Below are 21091 nucleotides of genomic sequence, written 5' to 3' on the forward strand. Positions count from 1 at the left end.
TCATGCATCGGAGTGTTCCAAAATATCGATTAGACCACGTTTTTGTGAGTCCTTTGCCCGCAAGCGGGGGGACACACTATCGCAGCTTCTCTATACCTCGCAACCACGGATTTTGTGGGGCCTTGCTCAGGGCCTCCAGTGCAGCCTGGGCCTCGCTGCGGTTGGCAAAGCTGCCCCACAGGATCTGGTACCAGCCATTATGCTGATGGATCACCACCGGCTGGGGCAGTTGATGCTGACGGATAAAGGCTTCGGCACTCTGTCGGCCTTTGGTGGCCGCCAACTGCCAGGTCAGGTTGCTGCCAGGCTGGGCCGCCAGCCAGGCGTCGGCGTTGTCGGTGCTGACGGCGGCTCTGATCGGTTGAGAGGGCGTGGGGGTCACATCGACCGCTTCGCGCTTAAGATCGCCGACCCGACGTACCAGAGGCAGATCGTTGGCGAACTCCTTGGGGATGTCCCGCAGACCAAACCGGGCTGAGCGCTCACTGGGGTACTGGCCGGACAGCAGCAGGTGCATCGGTTTGCCGCCACGCATCACGGTGATCTGCTCCAGAGAGAGCGCCGGGAACTGCGCCTTCAGGCTGGCCAGGTTGAACGCCTGACGGCTGGCGGCCAGTTGCAGGGTGTAGTCGCTGTCCGCCATACCGGATAATGCGGGCTTCGCTTTGGGCAGATGGGTGACCGGCGTGACCATCTTGGGCTGATCGACAATCGGCTCTGGCGTAAGGGGCAGCGTATCCACCATCTGGGCAGCGGGCCGTTCCGGACTGCCCGGCAGCGCATCGATCTCAATGGTCCAGTCCCGACGAGGCTCACCCTGGCCACCGACATTCACCGGATAGAGCGGCACCTTGGTCTTCAGTTTGCGGGCTTTCAGCTCCCGCTCATCAAACACCAGGTAGTAGTTGCCCGGGCGGACTCCCATCAGGGCGAACTGGCCCTCTGGCCCGGTGCGGGTGCGGTGGATCGGATTGTGGTTGAGATCGGCCAGGATCATCGGCATGTCGGCCACCGGTCCGTAGGGGGTGACCAGAGTGCCATCAATGTCGGTGACCTTCACCAGAGCCAGATCCACCTCGGTGCGCTGACCGGGCAGAGGCATCACCTCCACCGGTCCGTCACGCAGCGCGGTGCCCGGCGGCAGATGTCGCGGGTCGATGTTGATCCGGTAGAGGCTGTTGGCGGGTACCTGACGCAGCAGGATCTCACCCTGGTCATCGCTCACTTCCCGTGGCCAGCTCGGAGCGGTGTTGATTGCCAGGCCGCTCAAGGGTTGGTCATGGCGGTCAAAGTGGCCGTTGTTATTGCCGTCGAGGAAAACGCGTACCACCAGATCGGAGAGCTGAGGGCGCAACGCTTCAGCGGGAGCGCCGTCCCGGTTGTCCCGGTAGTTGAGGGCAAATGTGGCGGTGGTGTTGACCTGCCAGTTGCCACGGGTATCCACGCCGCCCTGAAGGCCGAGGGTAAACCAGCGGTAGCGGTAGGCGACTTCGTGACCGATACCGAAGCGACTCTTGCGCTCTTCCGGATCCAGGTACCAGAGCGAGGTCTGGTTATAGAAGCCATACATGGGGCGCCAGCGCAGGCGGGTTTCCAACTCTTCGACCCCTTTACCCCACTGGTAGTTGGCGTTACCAGACAGGTTCCAGTCATAACCGCTGGTACTGAACAGCACTTCACCGCTTTGACGCTCCAGACGACCATCGTATTGGGTGTCATAGCGGTAGATGTGGCTGAAATTCACCGGGCCCACCTGACTGGAGAGGCGGTTCTGGTAGACGGAGAAGGACTCTTCCCGCCCCGTGGATTCGTTCCGCCCTTTGGGATCGTACTTGGCAGCGCCAAAGGCATATTGCCAGCCGCCTAGACGCCAGGTCTGACCCTCAAGCCAGGCTTCGGTCTCCCGCTTCAGGGGCTGCTCCTGCTGATCGGTGCGGTCGGTGCGCATATTGCCGTTGTAGCGGTGGTCTACCCGCAAGTGGTGATTATCCCCCAATCGCCGTGTCCAACCGGCCATATAAGCGTTGTTGCCCTCGTCGTCACGCAACCCCTCCAGCAACCAGCTGCTGCCAAACAGGTCCGCAGAGACATTGGCGCCGACATAGTGACGCTCCTCCAGCTCGACCCGGCCCCAGTCGTCATAGGCCAACTGCTGAGTGTGGTAGCTCAGGCCGGCACTGATGGCGTTGGTGATGCCGTAGTCGGTGCGCAGGGTCATCTGGCGACGAGCACCGAGCTCCTCCTCCTCTTCCGGGCGCAGACTATTGAAAACAAAGCGGGTGTTGTCGATGTACATGGCATTGAAGCCCACTTCACCCTTGCCGACGTGTTGGCCCGCCTGGATGGTTTCCCGACGCATCTGGTGTTCGCCATGGTTGCCGTAGAGGTGGATCTCAAACACGTTGGCGCCGTTCAGCAACGGCACATCGAGGAAGCGGTAGCGCCCGGCGTCGTCGGCTTCGGTAAAGGCCAGCAGTACCCCGTTCCGGTAGAGGTGGATCTGCCAGGTGGGCGGCGCGTTGCCCTCAAGAGCCGTGGTGCCAAAACGGTTGCTTTTGGGGGTCGCCAGGTTGCTGATCTGGAAGCCCAGACCTTCGGTGGCGCCGGAGAGCAGGTTATCCCCCAGGAAACTGACGTCACCGGCCTGATAGCGACCGAGGCTGAGCGGCAGCGTGTCGCTGATGTCGTTCAGATCCCGAGAGAAACGCAGACGATACTCACTGCGCTCGTTGGCCAGTTTGGTGTAGTTGAACTCGTAGCTTTGACCCAGAACATCGCCCGTTGCCAGCAGACCGAACTGGTAGTCTTGAGTCAGCATCTCCTTGCCCATAATGGCCGCGTTGCCATAGGCGAATACCGTTGGATCGGACAGGTCTTCGTAGGGATGGGGATGGATGGGATCAAAGCCCGCGCTGTGGAAGCGATGCTGAAGACCCAGTTGGGCCATCTGAGCCTGTTGCTGCTCCAGGCGTTGTACTGCAGGCAGCGGATAGGGACTGCTTACCGACAGTCGGCTGGCCGGGCCATTGAAGCTGAGGGAAATTGGCAACAGTTGCTGAATCAGTTCCGCATCCAGGTAAAGATCTGCACTGTCCCGGCCCCAGGGGCGTGCCGGGTCCAGCTCGAACCGATCAAAGCCTCTACGGGCCTCGTCCTGGTTGAGATCCAGCATAAAGTTGGCATTCTCACCCGCAATCCAGCCGTTGGCACTGGCAGTGTTAGGGTTCACCTGGATCTCCAGCCCCAGTGCGGCACTCAATGCCTGAAGAGGCACTAGAGTCCGTTGGCCGTGGCGGTAGACCACCAGTGGCTGTTCAAGCTGATGCCCTTGACTGAACAGGGTGAAGGTCTGGATCTGTTTGGCGGCCAGGGGGACTTCCCGGGCCTGAACGGCTTGAGCGCAGGTCAGCGCACCCAGTACAGCTAAGGTGACAGCTCGCATTTTCCCACAACGACTAGAAAGTTATCGATTTTGGCCGGCAGGATACCATTGATTAACGCATAAAGTGACGACAAAACGCCCGTGTTGTGACCCTTGGCTTCCCATGGTAGTTTGGGCCTGCATTCTTTCTCACTCCGGACTGTGGAGACACCCATGACCGCAAACGCTCACGAGCATTTGGACACCCTTACCCTCGATCAGTATTGTGCAGCCATTGGCGCCGCTACCCTGCTTAAGTCGGTTGTGGTGTTTGAACAGATGGCACCCGAGTACGTGGATGCGATCGCCCGCGGACTGGAGAGTGGGGATAAGGACCAGGTACTTTCCGAAGCACACAAACTGAAAGGCGCGGCGGGCTCAGTGGGACTCAAGCGCATTCAGGAGCTGTCCCAGGCACTGCAGTGTGGCGATGAGCCCCGATGGCAGGGAGAGCATCGTCAATGGTTTGAAGCGATTCGCGACCACCTCGACGCGGATCTGAACAGCCTCAAGCACTATCTGACCGAGCGTGCTTAACCGGCGAAGAAAACAAAAAGGCTGCCCTGAGGCAGCCTTTTTTGATCTTAAGTGCAGTGATTAATGCTCGTTGAGCGCACCGCAGAAGCGATAACCTTCGCCGTGAATGGTGGCGATGATCTCCGGGGTCTCCGGATGGCTTTCGAAGTGCTTGCGAATGCGACGGATGGTCACGTCCACAGTACGATCGTGAGGCTTCAACTCACGGCCGGTCATCTTCATCAGCAGATCGCTGCGGGACAGGATCTTGCCCGGGTTCTCAACGAAGTGCAGCAGCGCGCGGAATTCAGAGCGCGGCAGCTTGAACGGTTCGCCAGATGGGCTGATCAGTGAACGGCTGTTGATCTCCAGAGTCCAGTCGTTGAAGTGGTAGTACTCAACCTGGGGCTTCTCTTCGGTGGATTTGCCAGCGTTTACAATGCGGTTCAACAGGTTGCGGGCACGGATGGTCAGCTCACGCGGGTTGAACGGCTTGGTGATGTAGTCATCGGCGCCGATTTCCAGACCCAGGATCTTGTCCACTTCGTTGTCACGACCGGTCAGGAAGATCAGGGCGATATCGTCCTGCTCACGCAGTTCACGGGCCAACAGCAGACCGTTTTTACCGGGCAGGTTGATGTCCATGATGACCAGAGAGATCTTGTGGGTCTTCAGGGCGTTGTGCATCTCATCACCGTCAACAGCGACGGTAACATTGTAGCCTTCGGCTTCGAAGATGCTTTTCAGGGTGTTGCTGGTGACGGCTTCGTCTTCAACGATGAGGATGTGCGGATTTTGCATGTTAGCTACCTAAAGCGCTGTTCGACATAAATCAAAGCCAGTGGCGCACCACTAACCATTAAGCGTATGCAAAGTCCCTTTTATTGCCACATACAGCCACGCTGGGGTGTTCGAATATGGCTGCAGTTTCCTGTAAGGCGCCCTACGACAACGCGATTTTCGCGAGCGGGGTGTTTCACCTTGTGGGACTGAAAGTACCTCAAAATGGTTCAACAGTTCGCCAACTTTTGTTAACGGGTGACCTTTTTTGAGGCGGCGATCACAAAGCGTTTGATTTTTGTCGAGGCGTGTGTGTCAGTTTGTTTCGATTTTCCACCGGCTTATGGCCGGGAAAGTCGTCAGCTCGTTAATCGATGACGCCATTTTACCTGCCCGCGTTGTCCTAAACAGCCAACTCCGGTGGCAAAGGGTTAAAGTTGTGATCGCTTTCAGTTTTATCACCGGGTTTGGGGCATGTTATTGCCTCCCTATAACCGGTAAATGTAAACGATGGCGACGGATCGTGACGGCGATCACACTCTGTTTGTTTTAAAAATTGCTGAAAGTTTGACAGGCGGCAGGGTTTTGCGATGAGATGAGCGCCTCTCCCAGCCATTGGGAGAACAGAAGAGGTGCGTTGCCCAGGTAAGCCGGAGCAGGAGAGCGAACTCCGAAGATGCCGGCCCAGGGGGAGCAACGCCGAGATGGTTAGCCCGTTCGACTCGGGATGCCGTCGGCCGCCGGGGCTGAATCCCTGGGGCTGTCACCATTGGATGTAGGTGGAGAGCTTCTGGAAGAAATCCCGTGATCGCACGATGGGCACGGGTGCCCCATCCAGACTCTCCGAACAGGTATCTTGGTTCGGAGCACAATGAATACTCAACTTTCTTCCCCGGTCTCTTTGACGGTTGCCAAGTTTGGCGGCACGTCTGTCGCCGATTACCTTGCCATGGATCGCTGCGCTGATATCGTCCTGGCGGACCCCAGCGTACGGATTGTCGTGGTCAGCGCCTCCAGCGGCGTGACCAACCTGCTGGTCTCTCTCTCTTCCGGCATCAGTGATGGTGCAAAACGGTTGGAGCTGCTTGGTCAGATCGCCGAGATCCAGTACCAGATCCTGGATGCGCTGGGTCGTCCGGCCGAGGTGGCTGCCGCACTTGATCTGCTCTTAACCGAGATGGATAAGCACAGCGCACAGTTGGCACAACAACCTCAGGATCCCCGCCGGGTGGATGCGCTGTTGGCTTTGGGGGAGCAGTGCTCCTCTCTGCTCTTTGCTGAATTACTGCGTCAGCGTGGTGAGCCAGCTCGCAGTCGGGACGTACGGGAGGTGATGCGCACCGATAGCCACCATGGCCGTGCGGAGCCTCAGTTGCAGGAATTGGCTCAGTTGGCGAAGGGGTGTTGGGGGGCCGCTCTTGAGGCGGAAAGGATCGTAACCCAGGGCTTTATCGGCGCCGACAGCGAAGGCCATACCACGACACTGGGTCGGGGTGGGTCTGACTTCAGTGCCGCTCTGCTGGCGGAAGCTTTGGGTGCGGACAGTCTGGCGATCTGGACCGATGTGGATGGGATCTACAGCTGCGACCCGCGTCTGGTAACGGGTGCAAGACCGATCCCCGAGCTCTCCTTTGATGAAGCGGCAGAGATGGCGACCTTTGGCGCCAAAGTGCTGCACCCGGCCACCATTCTTCCTGCGGTGCGTTCAGGCTGTGCCGTGTTTGTCGGCTGCAGTCGGGCACCGGAAATGGGTGGCACCTGGATCCGTAACCGAACCGAGTTGACTCCGGTATTCCGGGCCCTGTCACTGCGCCGTAATCAAACCCTGATGACGGTACATAGCCTTAATATGTTGCATGCACAGGGCTTCCTGGCCGAGCTGTTTGCCATCCTGGCTCGCCATCGCATCAGTGTGGATCTGATCACCACTTCTGAGGTGTCCGTGGCACTGACCCTGGACAGCACCGGCTCTGACAGCGGTGGACGCGAGTTGCTGACACCGGCTTTGCTGGAGGAGTTGGGGCAGATGTGCCGGGTTGAGGTGGAGAGCGGTCTGGCGCTGGTGGCGGTGATCGGTAACCGCATCGCCAATACCGCCGGCATCGGCAAGCGGGTGTTCGAGGTGATTGAGCAGCACAATGTGCGGATGATCTGTCAGGGAGCAAGCCCTCACAATCTCTGCTTTCTGGTGGACGGTCAGGAGGTGGATGGCGTCGTTCGTCAGTTGCACAATCGCTTACTGGAGACTCAGTAAGCAAGAGAAAGGGCGCCGGATGGCGCCCTTTTGGTTGGGACTCAGTGGAGGCGTCTTCGCAGCAGCACCAGCGGAATCAGCAGGAGCAGCCCGAAGCTGACGCTTCCCGCTCCGCTGACATCAACGCGAACGCGGGCCTCTACAGGCTCACTGCTCAGCGAACCGTCGTTGGCCACCAGGCTGAATACCAGCGTTTCGTTCTTACGGACATGGGGAACGCTCACCTCCAGAGTGTTGCCGGAGAGTGAGAAGCTGGCCTCGGTTCCGCCGGTCTGCGTTGCACTCCAGGTGACGGCGTCTCCGTCAGGATCGTTGGCGGAGAGGTAGAACCGTGCGGTTTCTCCTCGTCGCGCCTTTTGCGCAGCGGGTTCACTGACTCGGGGAGCGTCATTCTCGTTATGCACTGTAACCGTAACCTCTGCCTGGCCAATCACCTCTCCCTGCTCATTCAGAGCCTGGTAAGTCAGGTGATCGTCACCCGCAAAATCCAGATTGGGGGTGTAGGTGAGGGTGCCATCGTCATTGATGACCACCTCACCGTTGTCCGGGGTTGAGGTGATGACGACGGATGTTGGGGCTGGACCCGACACTTGAGCCAGATGAAGTGCCTCAAATGTGGTGCCTTCGGAACGAGCTGTCAGCCGGAGCGGCAGGGGCAGCAGGGCGCTGTCGTTTTCCACCACATTCAGGGTGACGGCTACCTCCTCCTGGGTTTCAAACCAGTCGTTGGCCGCCACATCCACCGCGTCCGCCCTTACCTGGAAATCAATATTAACCAGGCCCTGATAGTCATTACTGATGGTCAGGGTATCGCCTGTTACCGGGGCGCTGCCTTCGCCATTGTAATAGGCGTTTCGGCCAACGTAGCCACTACGATCCTCTGCTCCAACGGTCACGCTGTCAGGCAGGGGATCCAAACGGTAGTAACGCATCAGATTGGTGCCCTCGTTGTCACCGAGGCCCAGCCAAACGCCAAAGCTGTAACTCCGCGATTCATCGCCGAACAGTTGGGCATCAATCCAGTCAAACACCACCCAGGTCGGGTTGTTTTCGTCGTCCTGGACCAGGTAGGCGTGCACGGCACCGCCACCCTTCCCATTGTCGTCATCACCGCCATCCCCCTCCAGATCCAGATCGGTCCAGAGCGGCGCCAGCAGGTTGTTGGGCGCGGAGAGGGTGGGCAACGGCTGATTCCTCGGCGAAGAACCCGAGCGCTCGTTGCCCGCTGCGATAAAACCGTTGCTCGATATCGTCACCTGACCATACTGGCGGCCATGCAACTCATAGGAGACCGGCAGGTTCAGGACCCAGTAGGTATCGTCACACCCGTTGCGGCAGGAGAGACGATTTTGCTCATCAGCCTGACTGGGTGGCGAGGGGTCATTGATGGAATGAACCGTTATCTGCTCATGCTCCAGTTCGCCAACCCAGGTCACCAGACCCTCTTCGCTGTTCACCGTGAGGCCATTGGGGGAACCTGCCGTATCGATAACGACGCTCTCTTCAAGCAGGGACAGACGAGGGTCGGTTTGCAGGGTGACGGTAACCGGTTTCTCAAAGTGCTTATTGGAGAAGGACGCCTGATACTGGCCTGTGCCACCAAAGGGTTGCGTTGACTGTTCGCCGAACAGGGCGATGGTAGAGAGTTCGGTGGACAGCTCCGGATAGATGGCGATGGGAAGGTGAGCGTTACTCTCACCGCTGAAGGTCACCTGGCCAAACTGCCACTCCTCCTTGGGCGCCAGTGCCGGGTCGACCAGCAGAGTAAACTGCGCGGATGCTCCTGGGGCGAGAGTCACATATTCCGGCATCACAGTTACTGCGCCCTGATCGATTCCGGCCTGAATATTCCAATCTCCCCGGTTCTCGCCACGATTGGTAACGGTGCCGGTAAAGCTGCAGCGTGAGACACAGGAGGCGTTAGCAAAGGAGGCTTTATCAAAGGTCAGTGTCGTATTGCTGGCGGCCTCCAGGTCCAGGCGGCCAGCACCCACATCAAAGGGGTCCGCCTCTGTGCTGGCGTCCTGTTTTAACAGGTCGGCCTGGGTGGTGCTGGAGGTGAGGGCGGTTTTGATTTCCACCGCACTCCAATCCGGGTGCAACTGACGCATCAGGGCGGCGGCGCCCGCGACATGGGGACTGGCCATGGAGGTCCCACTTTTCAGTGAGTAGTGAGACTCCGTAGAGCTTGCGTCATCAGTGGCGTAGGCGGATAGGATTGAGGTACCCGGTGCAGCGATATCGGGCTTCAGGATATTGGGGTCGCCATTGGGCCCACGGGAGCTGCTGGAGTTCATCATATCGGCAAACTCAGGTGCCACAATCCGCTGGAGCGTGCTGGATATCGTTGCGTCAAGCGCGTCGGATTGAGGCAGGGCCGCCACAATCGCTTCGCCGTTGGTTTTGCTGATCATCACCGCAGGCAGATTGGCGTCGTCCATCCGCATGGTGATGGGGATACCGGGGACATTGTTGTAGACCACCATCGCAACAGCACCGGCGGCCTGAGCATGGGCGGACTTCAGAGAAAAGGTGCACCCTCCCCGTTGAATCAGGGCGATCTGGCCATCAAATTGGTTGGCATCAAAGGGGCCACACCCCTCCACATTCTCCGGGTCCGCTTGCACACTGGCCAACAAGGGAGCGCTGATCTCTTCATCTACGCGAATGGGGGAGGTGCCTTCCACGGTGATAAAGTCCGGCAGCCCTGCGATGGAGAGCGCTTTTGAGAAAAAGCGGCCATGAGTGGTATTGGCAACGGTTATCCCTGCCTCGATGCAAGCCGGGCACCCCACGGTTTGGGCGCCGGCGCCGTCGTTGCCTGCTGCGGTAACCAGCACCACCCCTGCCGCTTCAATGGCTTCGAACACCGCTTTGTAGGGAGTGAGCGCCGGGTCCATCCCGGGGCTCCCGCCCCAGGAGTTGTTGATCACCTGGGCACCATCGTTGACGGCGTGCTCCAGCGCTTCCAACAGCATAATGTCACTTCCGGAGGAGCGGTCGGGATCATCTGCGGTGGCATAGAGTGCCTTGTACACCATCAGGTAGGCCGCCGGAGCGACACCGGAGAGAGTCAGTGGCTGATCCTGCACGTCGGCCTGGACCCGGTTGCCTGCAGCGGTGCCCGCAACGTGGGTGCCATGGCCACCGAAATCCCTTGGACTCAGGTACTCCTGATCGGCAACCGGAAAGGTGGGGGCGGACCAGCGCGCCACAATCAGTTTGTTGTTACAGAATGAGGGATCGGTGGTGCGGCAATAATCGTCGCTGGGGAGGTTCTGGGCTGGCGCGGAGAACCCCTCGCCAGAGAACATCTCGTGTCTGGGATCGATGCCCGAGTCCACAATGGCGATGCGGATCCCTTCGCCCGCTTGTCCCTGGGCTTGCAGTTTGTGCCAGACCCTTTGAGCCTTGATCTGCTCCAATGAGGTATCCATCTGGACCTCATAGCGGCGGTTGGGGAAAACCGCCCGAACACCGGGCAGTGCTGCCAACTGCGCCTGAGTCAGGTCCGAACCCATCACGGCCACGCCGTTGAACAGGGTTGAGAAGCGATGGGAGACCTGTGCTTGTGGCAATCGGTTGGCCAGGGTGGTTTGGAACTGAGCCACTTCCGCATCCAGCTGATTGCGATACTGCATCAGACCGCTGGAGGAATGCGCGTTATCCGAGATGGCCCGTGTCGATTTGGTGTTCTGAAGGATGGCAAGCGGCTGTGAAGCCAGCTGGACGAGAAAGCGCTGTTGGGTGGGGGAGGGGGCCTGAGGTCCGGTTTTGCTCGGGTTGTCTTGTGCAGCAAGGATCTCGGCCAAGTGGGTAAGTGGCACCGTGTTTAACGGCTCATCAGAGGCGGTGGCCCCGAAGGCGACCAGTGCGGCGATGGCGCCGCATATCCATTGTCGTTTCATTGTTGTTTTCCGTCTGAGAATACTCACCGGACGACTGCTGGCTGTCTGGCGGGGTTGCAAAGCCTTTTGTTTGTAACATCCTGATCTTGCTAATCCTTCCGGTGTTGAGCCGATCATTTGGCTGGTCGCGCAGTACGTGGGATGTGCAGAGACTTTGGGGTCAGGCCGATCTGTGCGAATGGTTGAGATGATGGGAGGAGCGGTGAACACCAGACGGGAGAGAAATCGGGCTGCCCGTGCAGGCGCAGCCCGTCGCGTTTAACGGATCAGGCGGCGGAAGAGGATCATCAGTGGCAGTAGCCAGAGCCAGCCATTCAGGCTGCCTCCACCACTCTCTTCTGCACGCTCTTCGGCACTCTCTTCACCTGGCGCCTCAATGGGAGTTTGTTCCTGAGTGCCTGAGCCTGAAGCGACCATCTGTGCGATCACTGGCTCACTATCATGTTGACCATCGTTGGCGACGATGGAGAAGGTCATCGCCGCATCGGATTCGGTCTCTGGCGCTGATATTTGTAACTTACTGCCTTGCACTGAATGGCGGGTCTGGGGTCCGGAAAGCTGCGTGCTTCTCCAACTCAGAGAATCGCCTTCCACATCGGTGGCAGAAAGGGAGATTTCCACCGATTGACCGGGCGCGAGACGCTGCTCCGCAATGGGATCCACTACCGGTGGGTCATTCACTTTGGCCACCTGAAGCTCAATATCAACGAATCCCAGCACATTCCCTGCGTTGTCCTTCATCATGTATTGCAGTGTGTCTTCACCGTTGAAGTCCGGGTAGGGATGGTAGTTCAGATGCTCCTCATCCAACTGAACGGTGCCGTTTTTTGGTTGGTCGGAGATAGTGATGTCGCTGACTTCGGGGTAGAGCAACTCAATCAATTGCATCGCCTGCAGTTGGCTGCCGTGGTGCTCCACACTCAGTACAACAGGCACATCCATCAGTTGGGCGTGTATTTCGCCAGCATCAATGGACAGTGGCATATCCTCTTGTGTCTGCATCTGCCGCTTGCCATTGAACACGGCCGCTTCGTTGGACAGAGCAAAGTCGATCTCAATATTGCCAGCAGGGTGGGTGGCAATTCTGAGTGTATCTCCGACTTTGGGCGCAAATCCTTCACCATTGAAGTAGCGGACATTGCCGACATTGCCGTGGCGCTCCTCTGCACCGACGGTCAGTTGGGGAGGCAGTGTATCCAGCTCATAGTATTTCATCAGGTTGGTGCCTTTATTGGGACCGGTTCCCAACCAGACTCCAAAGCTGTACTGGTTTGCGTTTGAATCTCCGTATACCTGAACGTCGATCCAGTCGACGACGATCCAGATTGGGTCTCCCTGGTCATCCAACACCTCATAGAGGTGCATGGAACCGCCGCCGCTACTGCTACTGATGGGCTCTTCATCTCCGAGCAGGTTCAGGTCTGTCCAGAAAGGGGCAATGACATTATTGGGAGGGGTGAGGTCTGCCAGTTTCTGATTGCGCCAGCCGGATTCGATCTGGGTTTCTCCCGCGGCCATAAAGCCATTGCTGGAGATGGTCAGGAGCTGGTGGTCCTCACCGTTATATTCGAACTGGGCAGCACTGCGGTAGACGAAGGAGTACTCATCACAGCTGTTTAAGCAGGATACCCGGTTATTTTCCTGTGCCTGACTGACTAACCCGGAAATATGGGTCGGTGTGATGGCAACCACCTGAGTATCCAGCAGGCCTTGCCAGAGGATCCGGGCGGACGACTCTTCATATTCGAAACGACCGCCACTGCTGCCGTTGCTTCGTATATGAATGCTTTCCCTGTCCAGCACCACCCCGGGGCTGATGGTCAATTCGATGGCTATCTCATCGTCAAAACTGGTATTGGAGAAACGCGCGTGGTAGTCGCCGTGCTCACCAAAGGCGAGGGTGGGTTTATCGCCATAAAGCGAGGTCATCCCGCTGTTGCTGGACAGGGTCGGCAGAATGGCTAACGGGAGGTGGGCTTGATTGGCACCGGAAAACTGAAGTTCGCCATAGTGCCACTGGTCTTTGCTCATATGGGTGGCGTCGATGGTGACCGAGACTTCGCCGGATTGATTCGGGGGCAACGAGAGCCGATGGGGTGAGACGGACACCTCAGCATCGGCCAGCGTAGCCATCACTTCCCACTGGGCTTCCTCGTTTCCACGGTTGGTCGCCACCACTTTAAATTGGCACTCAGCGATGCAGGTCGGATTGGCGTATGAGGCTTTATCAAAGGTCAATGTGGTGAGGCGTGCCGCATTAAGATCCAACCTGCCGGCGCCGACGTCAAAGGGGGTGACTGGCGAGGTGTTGTTCTCTTTGCGAAGGTGGTCGCGATAGCTGGTACTGGTCAGCGCGGTCTTAATATCAATCGCACTCCAATCCGGATGTTCCTGTCGCAACAGCGCTGCCGCGCCACTGATTTGCGGTGCGGCCATTGAAGTACCGCTGAGCATGGCATAAAGCGGGTTTGCGTTACTCTCCTGCTGGGGCCTGATGGCTGAGAGGATGTAGCTGCCAGGGGCGGTGATATCGGGCTTCAGTATGGTGGGATCGCCGTTGGGTCCGCGGGAACTGCTCGGGGCGATGTGATCGGCAAATGCCTCAACCACAAGACGAACGGTATCGCCGGATAACACCGCGGAAGCGGCCGTTTGACCGGCCAGGTGGGAGAGTATTTCAGCGCCGTCACTCTGGCCGATCATGGCGGCGGGGATCGGGGTGGATGGCATCAACATAATGACAGGTTCTGCCGGCCGGTCGTTGAATACAATCATGCCTACAGCGCCCGCTGCCGAGAGGTTTTGGGCTTTTTCGATAAAGGCGCACTCGCCACGCTGCACAACCACGATGTGTCCCTGCAGGCTGCCGAAGGGAAACGGCAGACAGCCCTTATTGTTGTTCGGGTCCACATTTTGCGCCGTGGTAATGGGGGCGCGAATGTCTCTGTGGTGCGGATAGTCAGAATGGGCCAGTCGTGCGGAAATTGGCTCCAGGCCGTCGACCTCCAGCACGTGGTGAATAAAGCGCCCATGGGAACTGTTTGCGACGGTGATGCCAGCTTCAATACAGCCGGGGCAGCCGATGGTATTCGCACCTGGGCCGGAGTTGCCCGCCGAGCTGACCATCACGATGCCAGCGGCTTCCGCCATCTCAAAAGCGGCTTTAAATGGGGAGAGGGCGGGGTCCAGACCGACAGCCCCACCCCAGGAGTTGTTGATCACGTCAGCACCATCATTGACGGCGTGTTCAAGGGCCTCAAGTAGCATGATATTGGAACCGGAGGCGCTGTCAGGATTGTTGGCTGTGGCATAAAGGGTTTTGTAAACCATCAGGTAGGCACCTGGAGCGATCCCTGACAGGGTGAGATTTTGCCCCTCGAACTGGGTTGTCACCGGGTTTCCCGCCGCAATGCCCGCAACATGTGTCCCATGTGTGTTGAATCCACGGGGGGTCAGGTACTCATCTTTCCAGACCGGGAAAGTGGGGGAGATCCAGCGCGCTGAGATCAGTTTGTTATTGCAGAAGGTGCTGTCCACTTGAGCGCAATAGTCATTCTGTGGTCTGTGCGAGGCTGGAGGAATAAATCCTTCATCCGAGAACATCGGGTGCTCAGGGAAAATGCCGGAATCGATGACGGCAATCTTGACCCCCTGTCCGGCCTGGCTGCGTGACCCTAACTGCTGCCATAGCGACGCTGCCTGAACCAGGTCCGGTGACGTATCCATGTGGGTGGTGTAGATGCGCTCGGGATAGACCGCTTTGACGCTGGGAATGTCGGCCAGTTCGCTAGGGTCGAGGTTATGACCGGAAATCGCCACGCCGTTGAACAGGGTGGTGAACCGGTGTGTGATTTGAGCCTCTATCCCCTCGGTATTTAGGGCGTCGTAAAACTGTTGGAATTCAATATCAAGCTGCTGCTGAAGCTGCGAGACCCGGGTATTTGGCTCATCATCCAGGCCTTGTGTACTCATCGACATGGTATGGGGGGTGTCAGGCTTTCCCATGCTGGCCACCGGGGCTGACTGCAACTGAATCACGAAGCGCTTCAGTGTCTGCTTCTGTCCAGTGGCATCACCTCGAAACTCCGGCTCCCAGTGAGGGCGCATCTTTTGCAGTTCAAAGTGGGTGTAGGTGTAGTCCTTCTTCTTATTGGCCAGTACTGATGCACTGCTACAGACCAAAGCGAAAGAGATAGCGACAGCAAATAGGGACTTGCTCATGCGCGGCTCCTCGTTGTCTTTATCGTGTCTCCAGGTGTCGCTGGGCATGACACACCGGGCTTATCCTTGCTTAATTGACGCACTATTCTTGCACGGTCATTCCGAGGGCTTGGGAGGCAATGAGCCGATCTGGGACGGATGCTGCGACGGCCTGATCTACGTGTGTTGGTTGCGTTGAAGAAGCCGTGTGAATGGGGGAAGTCTTTGTTAGAAAAGAAAAAGGGCGCGGTGTGCGCCCTTTATATATAACGGAACTCCGGGGGTTACTTGCGTCTGCGGGTCAAGGCTAGCGGAGCCAGCAGCAGGACCAACCAACCCAGGCTGCCGCTGTCGTCATCCGCTGGCGGTGTCACCTCAACCGTGACCGTGACCGGCTCACTGCTCAGAGCCGCATCGGAAGCAACGGCCGCAAAGGTGAGGGTTTCCGCAGCGGACACACTGGGAGCGTTCACTGTGAGCGTATTACCGCTGACGGAGAAGCTCGCTGCCGTACCGCTGGTCTGAGTCACTTGCCAGGTCAGATCATCACCATCCACATCGTCAGCCGAGAGCGCAATGTTGACGTTCTTTCCACTGACAACAGAGGCTGCCGCAGGCGCCGTTGCGACCGGGGCATCATTGACGTTGGTGACGGTGACGTCGACCGTGGCACTGCCGATCACCATTCCCTGCTCATCCAGCGCGTCGTAACCGATGGCGTCGGTGCCGGCAAAGTCCAGATTCGGGGTGTAGGTGAGGGAGAGGTCCTCGTTCACCACCACGCTGCCGTTGGCCGGTTCCTCGGTGATGGTAATGCCTGTGGGCATCGCGCCCGCAACGTCAACCAGGTGCAGGGCTTCAATCACGGTGCCCTCATGGCTGCCCTTCAACATCAGCGGCAGAGTGATGGTGTCCTTATCGTTCTCCACCACGACCACAGTAACGGCGGCCTCTTCAAGGGTCTCCGCGCTGTCGTCAGCGGCCACATCAACCACATCAGCGCTCAGGGCAAAGTCCATGTTAACGATGCCACCCGGCTCATTTTGTACCAGCGCAGCCAGACCATTCACCGGAGCACTGCCCTCCCCGTTGTAGTAGAGCAGGTCGCCCACCGCGCCGCTGATGTCCTCTGCGCCGACAGTTACATTGGCGGGAATGGGACCCAGGTCGATGATGTTGATGGCGTTTTCACCCTTATAGGCGCCAACTCCCAGCCAGACACCAAAGCTGTAAGTGTTGCCGGAGGTGTCATCCCAAAGCTGCGCATCTTTCCACTCGATACCGATGTAGGCCAGATCTCCGGCCTGATCCGAAATGCCGAAGATGTGCATGGAACCACCACCGGTGTCGCCCGCCGTACCGTCGGTCAGATCCATATCGGCCCAGAACGGGGCGATCACGTTGTTTGGCGCTGTGCCATCGGGCAAACGCTGGTTGTTCCAGGAGCCGGTGGTATCGACGTTACCGGCCGCAACAAAGCCGTTGTCAGAAACGGTGATCTGACCGTAGTCCTGACCACCATAGGAGAAGGACGGTACGTTGTAGACGAAGGAAACCTCATCACAACCGCCAGAGCAGCTGATTTGGTTGTCCGGCGTAGCAAAGCTGGGCAGGCCAAGCACACCCAGAGGGGCAACGGAAAGGCTTTGCGTGCCCAGACGTCCAACCCAGCTCAGTCGGCCGTTGGTTTCATCGATCTCCATACCGGTCTGGCTGGCGTCCGTGGCCGTGATGCTGGCGCTGTCCTCAACCATGGTGAGGTTTTCGTCCGCCATCAGAGTCAGGGAGACGGTCCCCTCAAACCCCTTATTGGCAAAGACGGCGTGATAGGTGCCCTCTTCGCCGTAGGTTAGGGTAGGCGCATCGCCGTAGATGGAGACCATGGAGGCGTCGGTAGAGACATCCGGGAAGATCGCCAGAGGCAGATGGGCATCGGTGTTGCCACTGAACTGCACCTTACCAAAGCGCCAGGCGCCCTTATCGGCAAAGGTGGGGTCAATGGCCACGGTGAACTCGCTGGACTCACCGGCTGCCAGCTCCAGGGTCGCAGGGGATACGGTGACCGCAGCGCCGTCAACCATGGCGCTCAGTGCCCAGCTGTCTGCGCTGTCGCCGCGGTTGGTTACGGTCGCCGTGAAGCGACACCCGGTAATGCAGGCGGCGTTGGCGTAGGAGGCTTTGTCGAAGGTCAGTACTGCGTCACTGGCAGCATCAAGGTCAACTCGGCCTGCGCCCACATCAAAGGGATCGGCGGCTGTAGCCGCGTCCTCTTTGGTCAGCCCCTCAAGGGTGGCGCTGGAGGTCAGTGCGGTCTTGATCTCCACGGCGCTCCAGTCGGGATGCATCTCCCGCATCAGGGCTGCTGCCCCGGCGATATGCGGACTGGCCATGGAGGTGCCGCTCAGCAGCGCGTAGGTTGCCCCCTCACGTCCCGGTTCTTCCGGTGACATGGCGGAAAGAATGGCACTGCCAGGGGCGGCAATGTCCGGCTTAAGAATGTTGGGATCGCCGTTGGGGCCGCGGGAGCTGGAGCTGGCGGTGTTGTCAGCGAACTCGGGATCAACAATTCGGGTGATCGCGGCGGCGATGGTGGCGGAGTGCGGACCTTCACCACCCAACTCGGTCAGAATCGCTTCGCCACTGGCCTGGCTGACCATCACTGCGGGGATGGTGGCGTCGTCCATGGACATGGTGATGGGCTGGCCATCGCGGTTGTTGTAAACCACCAGGGCAACCGCACCCGCGTCGGCAGCGTGATTGGCTTTATCGAGAAACGCACAGCTGCCTCGGCTGATCAGGGCGATGCTGTCGGTAAAGCTGCCTTCCGCAAACGGTTCACAGCCTTCCACGTTAATGGCGTCAACATCTGCGCTGGCGATAACCGGTGCGGTGATGTCGCTTTGCAGACGGGCGGAAGAGGTGCCTTCGACGGACAGAATTCCGCTCAGGCTGCCGACACTCAGCTCATTCGCAAAGAAGCGTCCGTGGGTGGTGTTGGCCACCGTGATACCCGCTTCAATGCAGCCCGGACAGCCAATGGTTTGAGGGCCGGAACCGGAGTTACCGGCTGAGGTGGCGATCACCACGCCCGCCGCTTCGGCTGCTTCAAACGCGGCTTTGTAGGGCGAGAAGGCGGGGTCCATGCCGGCGCTGCCGCCCCAGGAGTTGTTGATCACGTCGGCGCCATCGTTCACCGCATGCTCAAGGGCTTCGAGCAGCATGATATTGGACCCGGAGGCGCGGGTCGGATCGCTGGCGGTAGCAAACAGGGCCTTATAAGCCATCAGGTAAGCCCCTGGCGCGACACCAGAGACAGTAACGTCCTGGCCAAGGAAGTTGATATCGACCTTGTTGCCCACGGCAGTACCGGCAACGTGGGTGCCGTGACCGTCGAATCCAAGCGGGCTCATGTGCTCCTGCTCCCAAACCGGGAAGGTGGGGGCGGACCAGCGGGCCACAATCAACTTGTCGTTACAGAAGTTGGCGTCAATGGTGGAGCAGTAGTCGTCAACGGGCATCCCTTCGCTGGGGGCAGTAAAGCCTTCGCCTGCAAACATCTCGTGCTCCGGGCGGATCCCGGAGTCAATGATGGCAACGCGAACGCCAGCACCAGCGGTATCGCGCCCGCCCAACTGTTCCCAAACGGCGGGGGCATTGATCAGGTCCAGAGAAGCGTCCATTTCAGTGGTATAGATCCGCTCTGGATACACCGCTTTGACGCCTGGCAGAGCGGCCAGTTGGGCCAGACTCAGATTGCCGCCGGACACCGCCACACCGTTAAACAGGGTGGCGAAGCGGTGGGAGACTTTGGTGCTGGGCAGGCGAGTTGCCAATACCGCGCGGAATTGTTCAACTTCCGCATCCAGGTGGTTGCGGTATTGCGACACATTGGCGGCATTGAGATTCAGCTTGTCGGCATCGGCACCCTTTGCCGTGGCGCTCAAGCCGGGGAGGCCGCCGCGATAAGTGGCGATGGGGTCGGATTCAAGCTGAACAATGTAGCGGGACTGACTGATGGGGGTAGCCTGACGAACATCCGGGCTCCAATGCTGGTTTCGGGATTGAAGCTCGAAGCGGGAGTCTCCGAGCGAAACATTGCCGTTCACCCCTGCTGCCGCCGTGCCAGCGCTGTAAAGCGCGGCGAGGACGGCCAGTGTGAGTTGTTTTCTCATGTTCTTCCTTCCATCTCTTGTTGTCTGTCGGACGACCGCTACCTGTCAGACTTATACCCTGAGTAAATGGGTGTTTATATTCCCCTGCTCACTGAGCGAATGGGGGTATGCATTTTTAACATTTGATTTACATCAAAGCGAGAGCTTTGTTTGTTAGGACTTAAATGGAGTCTAGTTTCACGTAAATGGACCTTTACGGGAGATTGAACTGCTCGGGTGAATGGAAGGATCACTTTTTGAGTCAGGGCGCGACCTGCCGCTGGATAGGCTGCTGCAGTGAGAGCAGGGTTTCGGTGGATTGGATCTGCGGGATCGCCTGGATCTGATTGACCAGAAGGTGATGCAGCGCGTCGATGCTGCGGGTCTGGATCTTGGTGAAGATGCTGTAGTGCCCGGTGGTGTAATAGGCTTCGACCACTTCCGGAAGGGCCTGCAGCTTGGCCAGCACCTTGGGATAGTCGCCCGCCGCCTTGAGATTGATGCCGATAAAGCAGCACACCTGATACCCCAGCGCCTTGGGGTCGACGGTGGCCTGAGTGCCGGTGATGATCCCCGCCTGCTTCATCTTTTCAACCCGGACATGGACCGTGCCCGGGCTGACACCATGACGTTTGGCCAGCTCCGCATAGGGCACACGCGCATCGGCCTGCAGAGCGGTCAGCAGCGAACGGTCCAGATTATCGATTCGATAGTTTTCGTTCATTTTTCCACCTCGATTTTGGTGATTCAAAGGCAATCCTGGCTATTGATTGACGAAAAAATCCTAATGCCAGTATTTCTTTGATGATCTATTGATGCTGGCCGCTTTGCAATGAAGAATCCTCTTCACACCTTCAGCTTTGATGAGGAATCGACAACATGAAACGCGCATACATCGAGAAACAGCAAAAGATCGCCCTGGTTCGTGACACCTTTGCCCGGGAGCTGAGTGCGCGCCTCAATCTGCTGGAGGTTCAGGCGCCCCTGCTGAGCGAAGTGGGGAGTGGCATCCAGGATGGGCTGTCTGGCACTGAGAAAGCGGTGGCGGTCAAAGTGAAGACCCTGCCGGAGCGGGAGTTTGAAGTGGTGCACTCGCTGGCCAAATGGAAGCGGGCCACCCTGGGGCGTTACCAGTTCGGCCCGGGCGAAGGGATCCTGGCTCAGATGAAGGCGCTGCGCCCGGACGAGGCGATTCTGGGACCCAAGCACTCGGTGTATGTGGACCAGTGGGACTGGGAGCAGGTGCTGGGCAAAGAGGAGCGGAGCCTGCCGGGTCTCAAAACTCGGGTTGAGGCGATTTGGGGGGCATTGAAGGCAACGGAAGCGGCGCTGATCGCCCGTTATGACCTGACCGCCTGGTTGCCTGAGTCCGTCACCTTTATGCATGCGGAAACATTGCGACAGCACTACCCAGAGCTGTCTGCCTCAGAGCGGGAGCGCCGCATCTGCCAGGAGTTGGGGGCGGTGTTCCTGATCGGCATTGGTGGCAAGCTGGCGGATGGCGAGCCCCACGATATGCGGGCGCCGGATTACGACGACTGGAGCAGTGAAACGGAACTGGGATTGGGGCTCAACGGCGATCTGCTGGTGTGGAACCCGATTCTGCAAGATGCCTTTGAACTCTCCTCCATGGGGATCCGGGTGGACAGCCTGGCGCTGCAACAGCAGATGCGCCTGGCCGGCACGGAGGGCGCGATGGCGCAACCCTGGCATCAGAGCCTGCTGGCCGGAGAGCTGCCCCAGACCATTGGCGGAGGCATCGGTCAATCCCGTCTGGTGATGCTGCTGCTGGGTGCAGAGCACATCGGCCAGGTGCAGTGCGGTGTGTGGGCGGAACCCTGCCCGAGCCGTCTCTGAGGGC

General features: G+C 58.7%; 9 protein-coding genes and 1 riboswitch. Of the genes, 3 read left to right on the forward strand and 6 right to left on the reverse strand.

All coding sequences use genetic code 11. The annotated features are described in order from the left end of the window. Window positions 1-76 precede the first annotated feature (76 nt). Window positions 77-3442: an SPOR domain-containing protein gene (locus KUV52_RS17470; RefSeq protein WP_222527222.1), complete on the reverse strand. Its 3366-nt coding sequence runs from the start codon at window positions 3440-3442 to the stop codon at window positions 77-79. 153 nt (window positions 3443-3595) lie between these two features. On the opposite strand from KUV52_RS17470, the gene KUV52_RS17475 reads away from it, so the two are divergent. Continuing rightward, window positions 3596-3958, forward strand: coding sequence for an Hpt domain-containing protein (locus KUV52_RS17475; RefSeq protein ID WP_222527223.1), 363 nt, complete (start codon window positions 3596-3598; stop codon window positions 3956-3958). 60 nt (window positions 3959-4018) lie between these two features. Here KUV52_RS17475 and arcA read toward each other — a convergent pair whose 3' ends face one another. Further along, on the reverse strand, window positions 4019-4738 hold the full coding sequence (gene arcA, locus KUV52_RS17480; protein WP_222527224.1) for a two-component system response regulator ArcA: 720 nt from the start codon (window positions 4736-4738) through the stop codon (window positions 4019-4021). Between the two features lie 598 nt (window positions 4739-5336). Then, a riboswitch (Lysine riboswitch) is annotated at window positions 5337-5515 on the forward strand. 73 nt (window positions 5516-5588) lie between these two features. On the opposite strand from arcA, the gene lysC reads away from it, so the two are divergent. Then, window positions 5589-6971: a lysine-sensitive aspartokinase 3 gene (gene lysC / locus KUV52_RS17485; protein ID WP_222527225.1), complete on the forward strand. Its 1383-nt coding sequence runs from the start codon at window positions 5589-5591 to the stop codon at window positions 6969-6971. 41 nt (window positions 6972-7012) lie between these two features. Here lysC and KUV52_RS17490 read toward each other — a convergent pair whose 3' ends face one another. From KUV52_RS17490 to asnC, 4 genes are all read right to left on the reverse strand, one after another. After that, window positions 7013-10879: a S8 family serine peptidase gene (locus tag KUV52_RS17490; RefSeq protein WP_222527226.1), complete on the reverse strand. Its 3867-nt coding sequence runs from the start codon at window positions 10877-10879 to the stop codon at window positions 7013-7015. Window positions 10880-11137: 258 nt separating this feature from the next. After that, entirely contained in the window at window positions 11138-15100 is a 3963-nt protein-coding gene (locus KUV52_RS17495; protein ID WP_222527227.1) for a S8 family serine peptidase, read from the reverse strand. A 263-nt stretch (window positions 15101-15363) separates the two neighbouring features. After that, window positions 15364-19251, reverse strand: a complete 3888-nt coding sequence (locus KUV52_RS17500; protein WP_222527228.1) for a S8 family serine peptidase — start codon at window positions 19249-19251, stop codon at window positions 15364-15366. A gap of 241 nt (window positions 19252-19492) precedes the next feature. Further along, on the reverse strand, window positions 19493-19954 hold the full coding sequence (gene asnC, locus KUV52_RS17505) for a transcriptional regulator AsnC (protein WP_222527229.1): 462 nt from the start codon (window positions 19952-19954) through the stop codon (window positions 19493-19495). 155 nt (window positions 19955-20109) lie between these two features. Here asnC and asnA point away from each other — a divergent pair, with 155 nt between their 5' ends. Then, a complete protein-coding gene (gene asnA, locus KUV52_RS17510) occupies window positions 20110-21087 on the forward strand; it encodes an aspartate--ammonia ligase (protein ID WP_222527230.1) in 978 nt (325 codons plus the stop codon). Window positions 21088-21091: the final 4 nt, after the last annotated feature.

Source organism: Ferrimonas balearica, assembly GCF_019802055.1.
GTDB classification, from domain to species: Bacteria; Pseudomonadota; Gammaproteobacteria; order Enterobacterales; family Shewanellaceae; genus Ferrimonas; species Ferrimonas balearica_A.

What these genes read in the sequence shown, in the direction of transcription:
- KUV52_RS17470 (WP_222527222.1), bottom strand. Translation starts at nt 3,442, where the DNA reads ATGCGAGCTGTCACCTTAGCTGTACTGGGTGCGCTGACCTGCGCTCAA.
- KUV52_RS17475 (WP_222527223.1), top strand. Translation starts at nt 3,596, where the DNA reads ATGACCGCAAACGCTCACGAGCATTTGGACACCCTTACCCTCGATCAG.
- arcA (WP_222527224.1), bottom strand. Translation starts at nt 4,738, where the DNA reads ATGCAAAATCCGCACATCCTCATCGTTGAAGACGAAGCCGTCACCAGC.
- lysC (WP_222527225.1), top strand. Translation starts at nt 5,589, where the DNA reads ATGAATACTCAACTTTCTTCCCCGGTCTCTTTGACGGTTGCCAAGTTT.
- KUV52_RS17490 (WP_222527226.1), bottom strand. Translation starts at nt 10,879, where the DNA reads ATGAAACGACAATGGATATGCGGCGCCATCGCCGCACTGGTCGCCTTC.
- KUV52_RS17495 (WP_222527227.1), bottom strand. Translation starts at nt 15,100, where the DNA reads ATGAGCAAGTCCCTATTTGCTGTCGCTATCTCTTTCGCTTTGGTCTGT.
- KUV52_RS17500 (WP_222527228.1), bottom strand. Translation starts at nt 19,251, where the DNA reads ATGAGAAAACAACTCACACTGGCCGTCCTCGCCGCGCTTTACAGCGCT.
- asnC (WP_222527229.1), bottom strand. Translation starts at nt 19,954, where the DNA reads ATGAACGAAAACTATCGAATCGATAATCTGGACCGTTCGCTGCTGACC.
- asnA (WP_222527230.1), top strand. Translation starts at nt 20,110, where the DNA reads ATGAAACGCGCATACATCGAGAAACAGCAAAAGATCGCCCTGGTTCGT.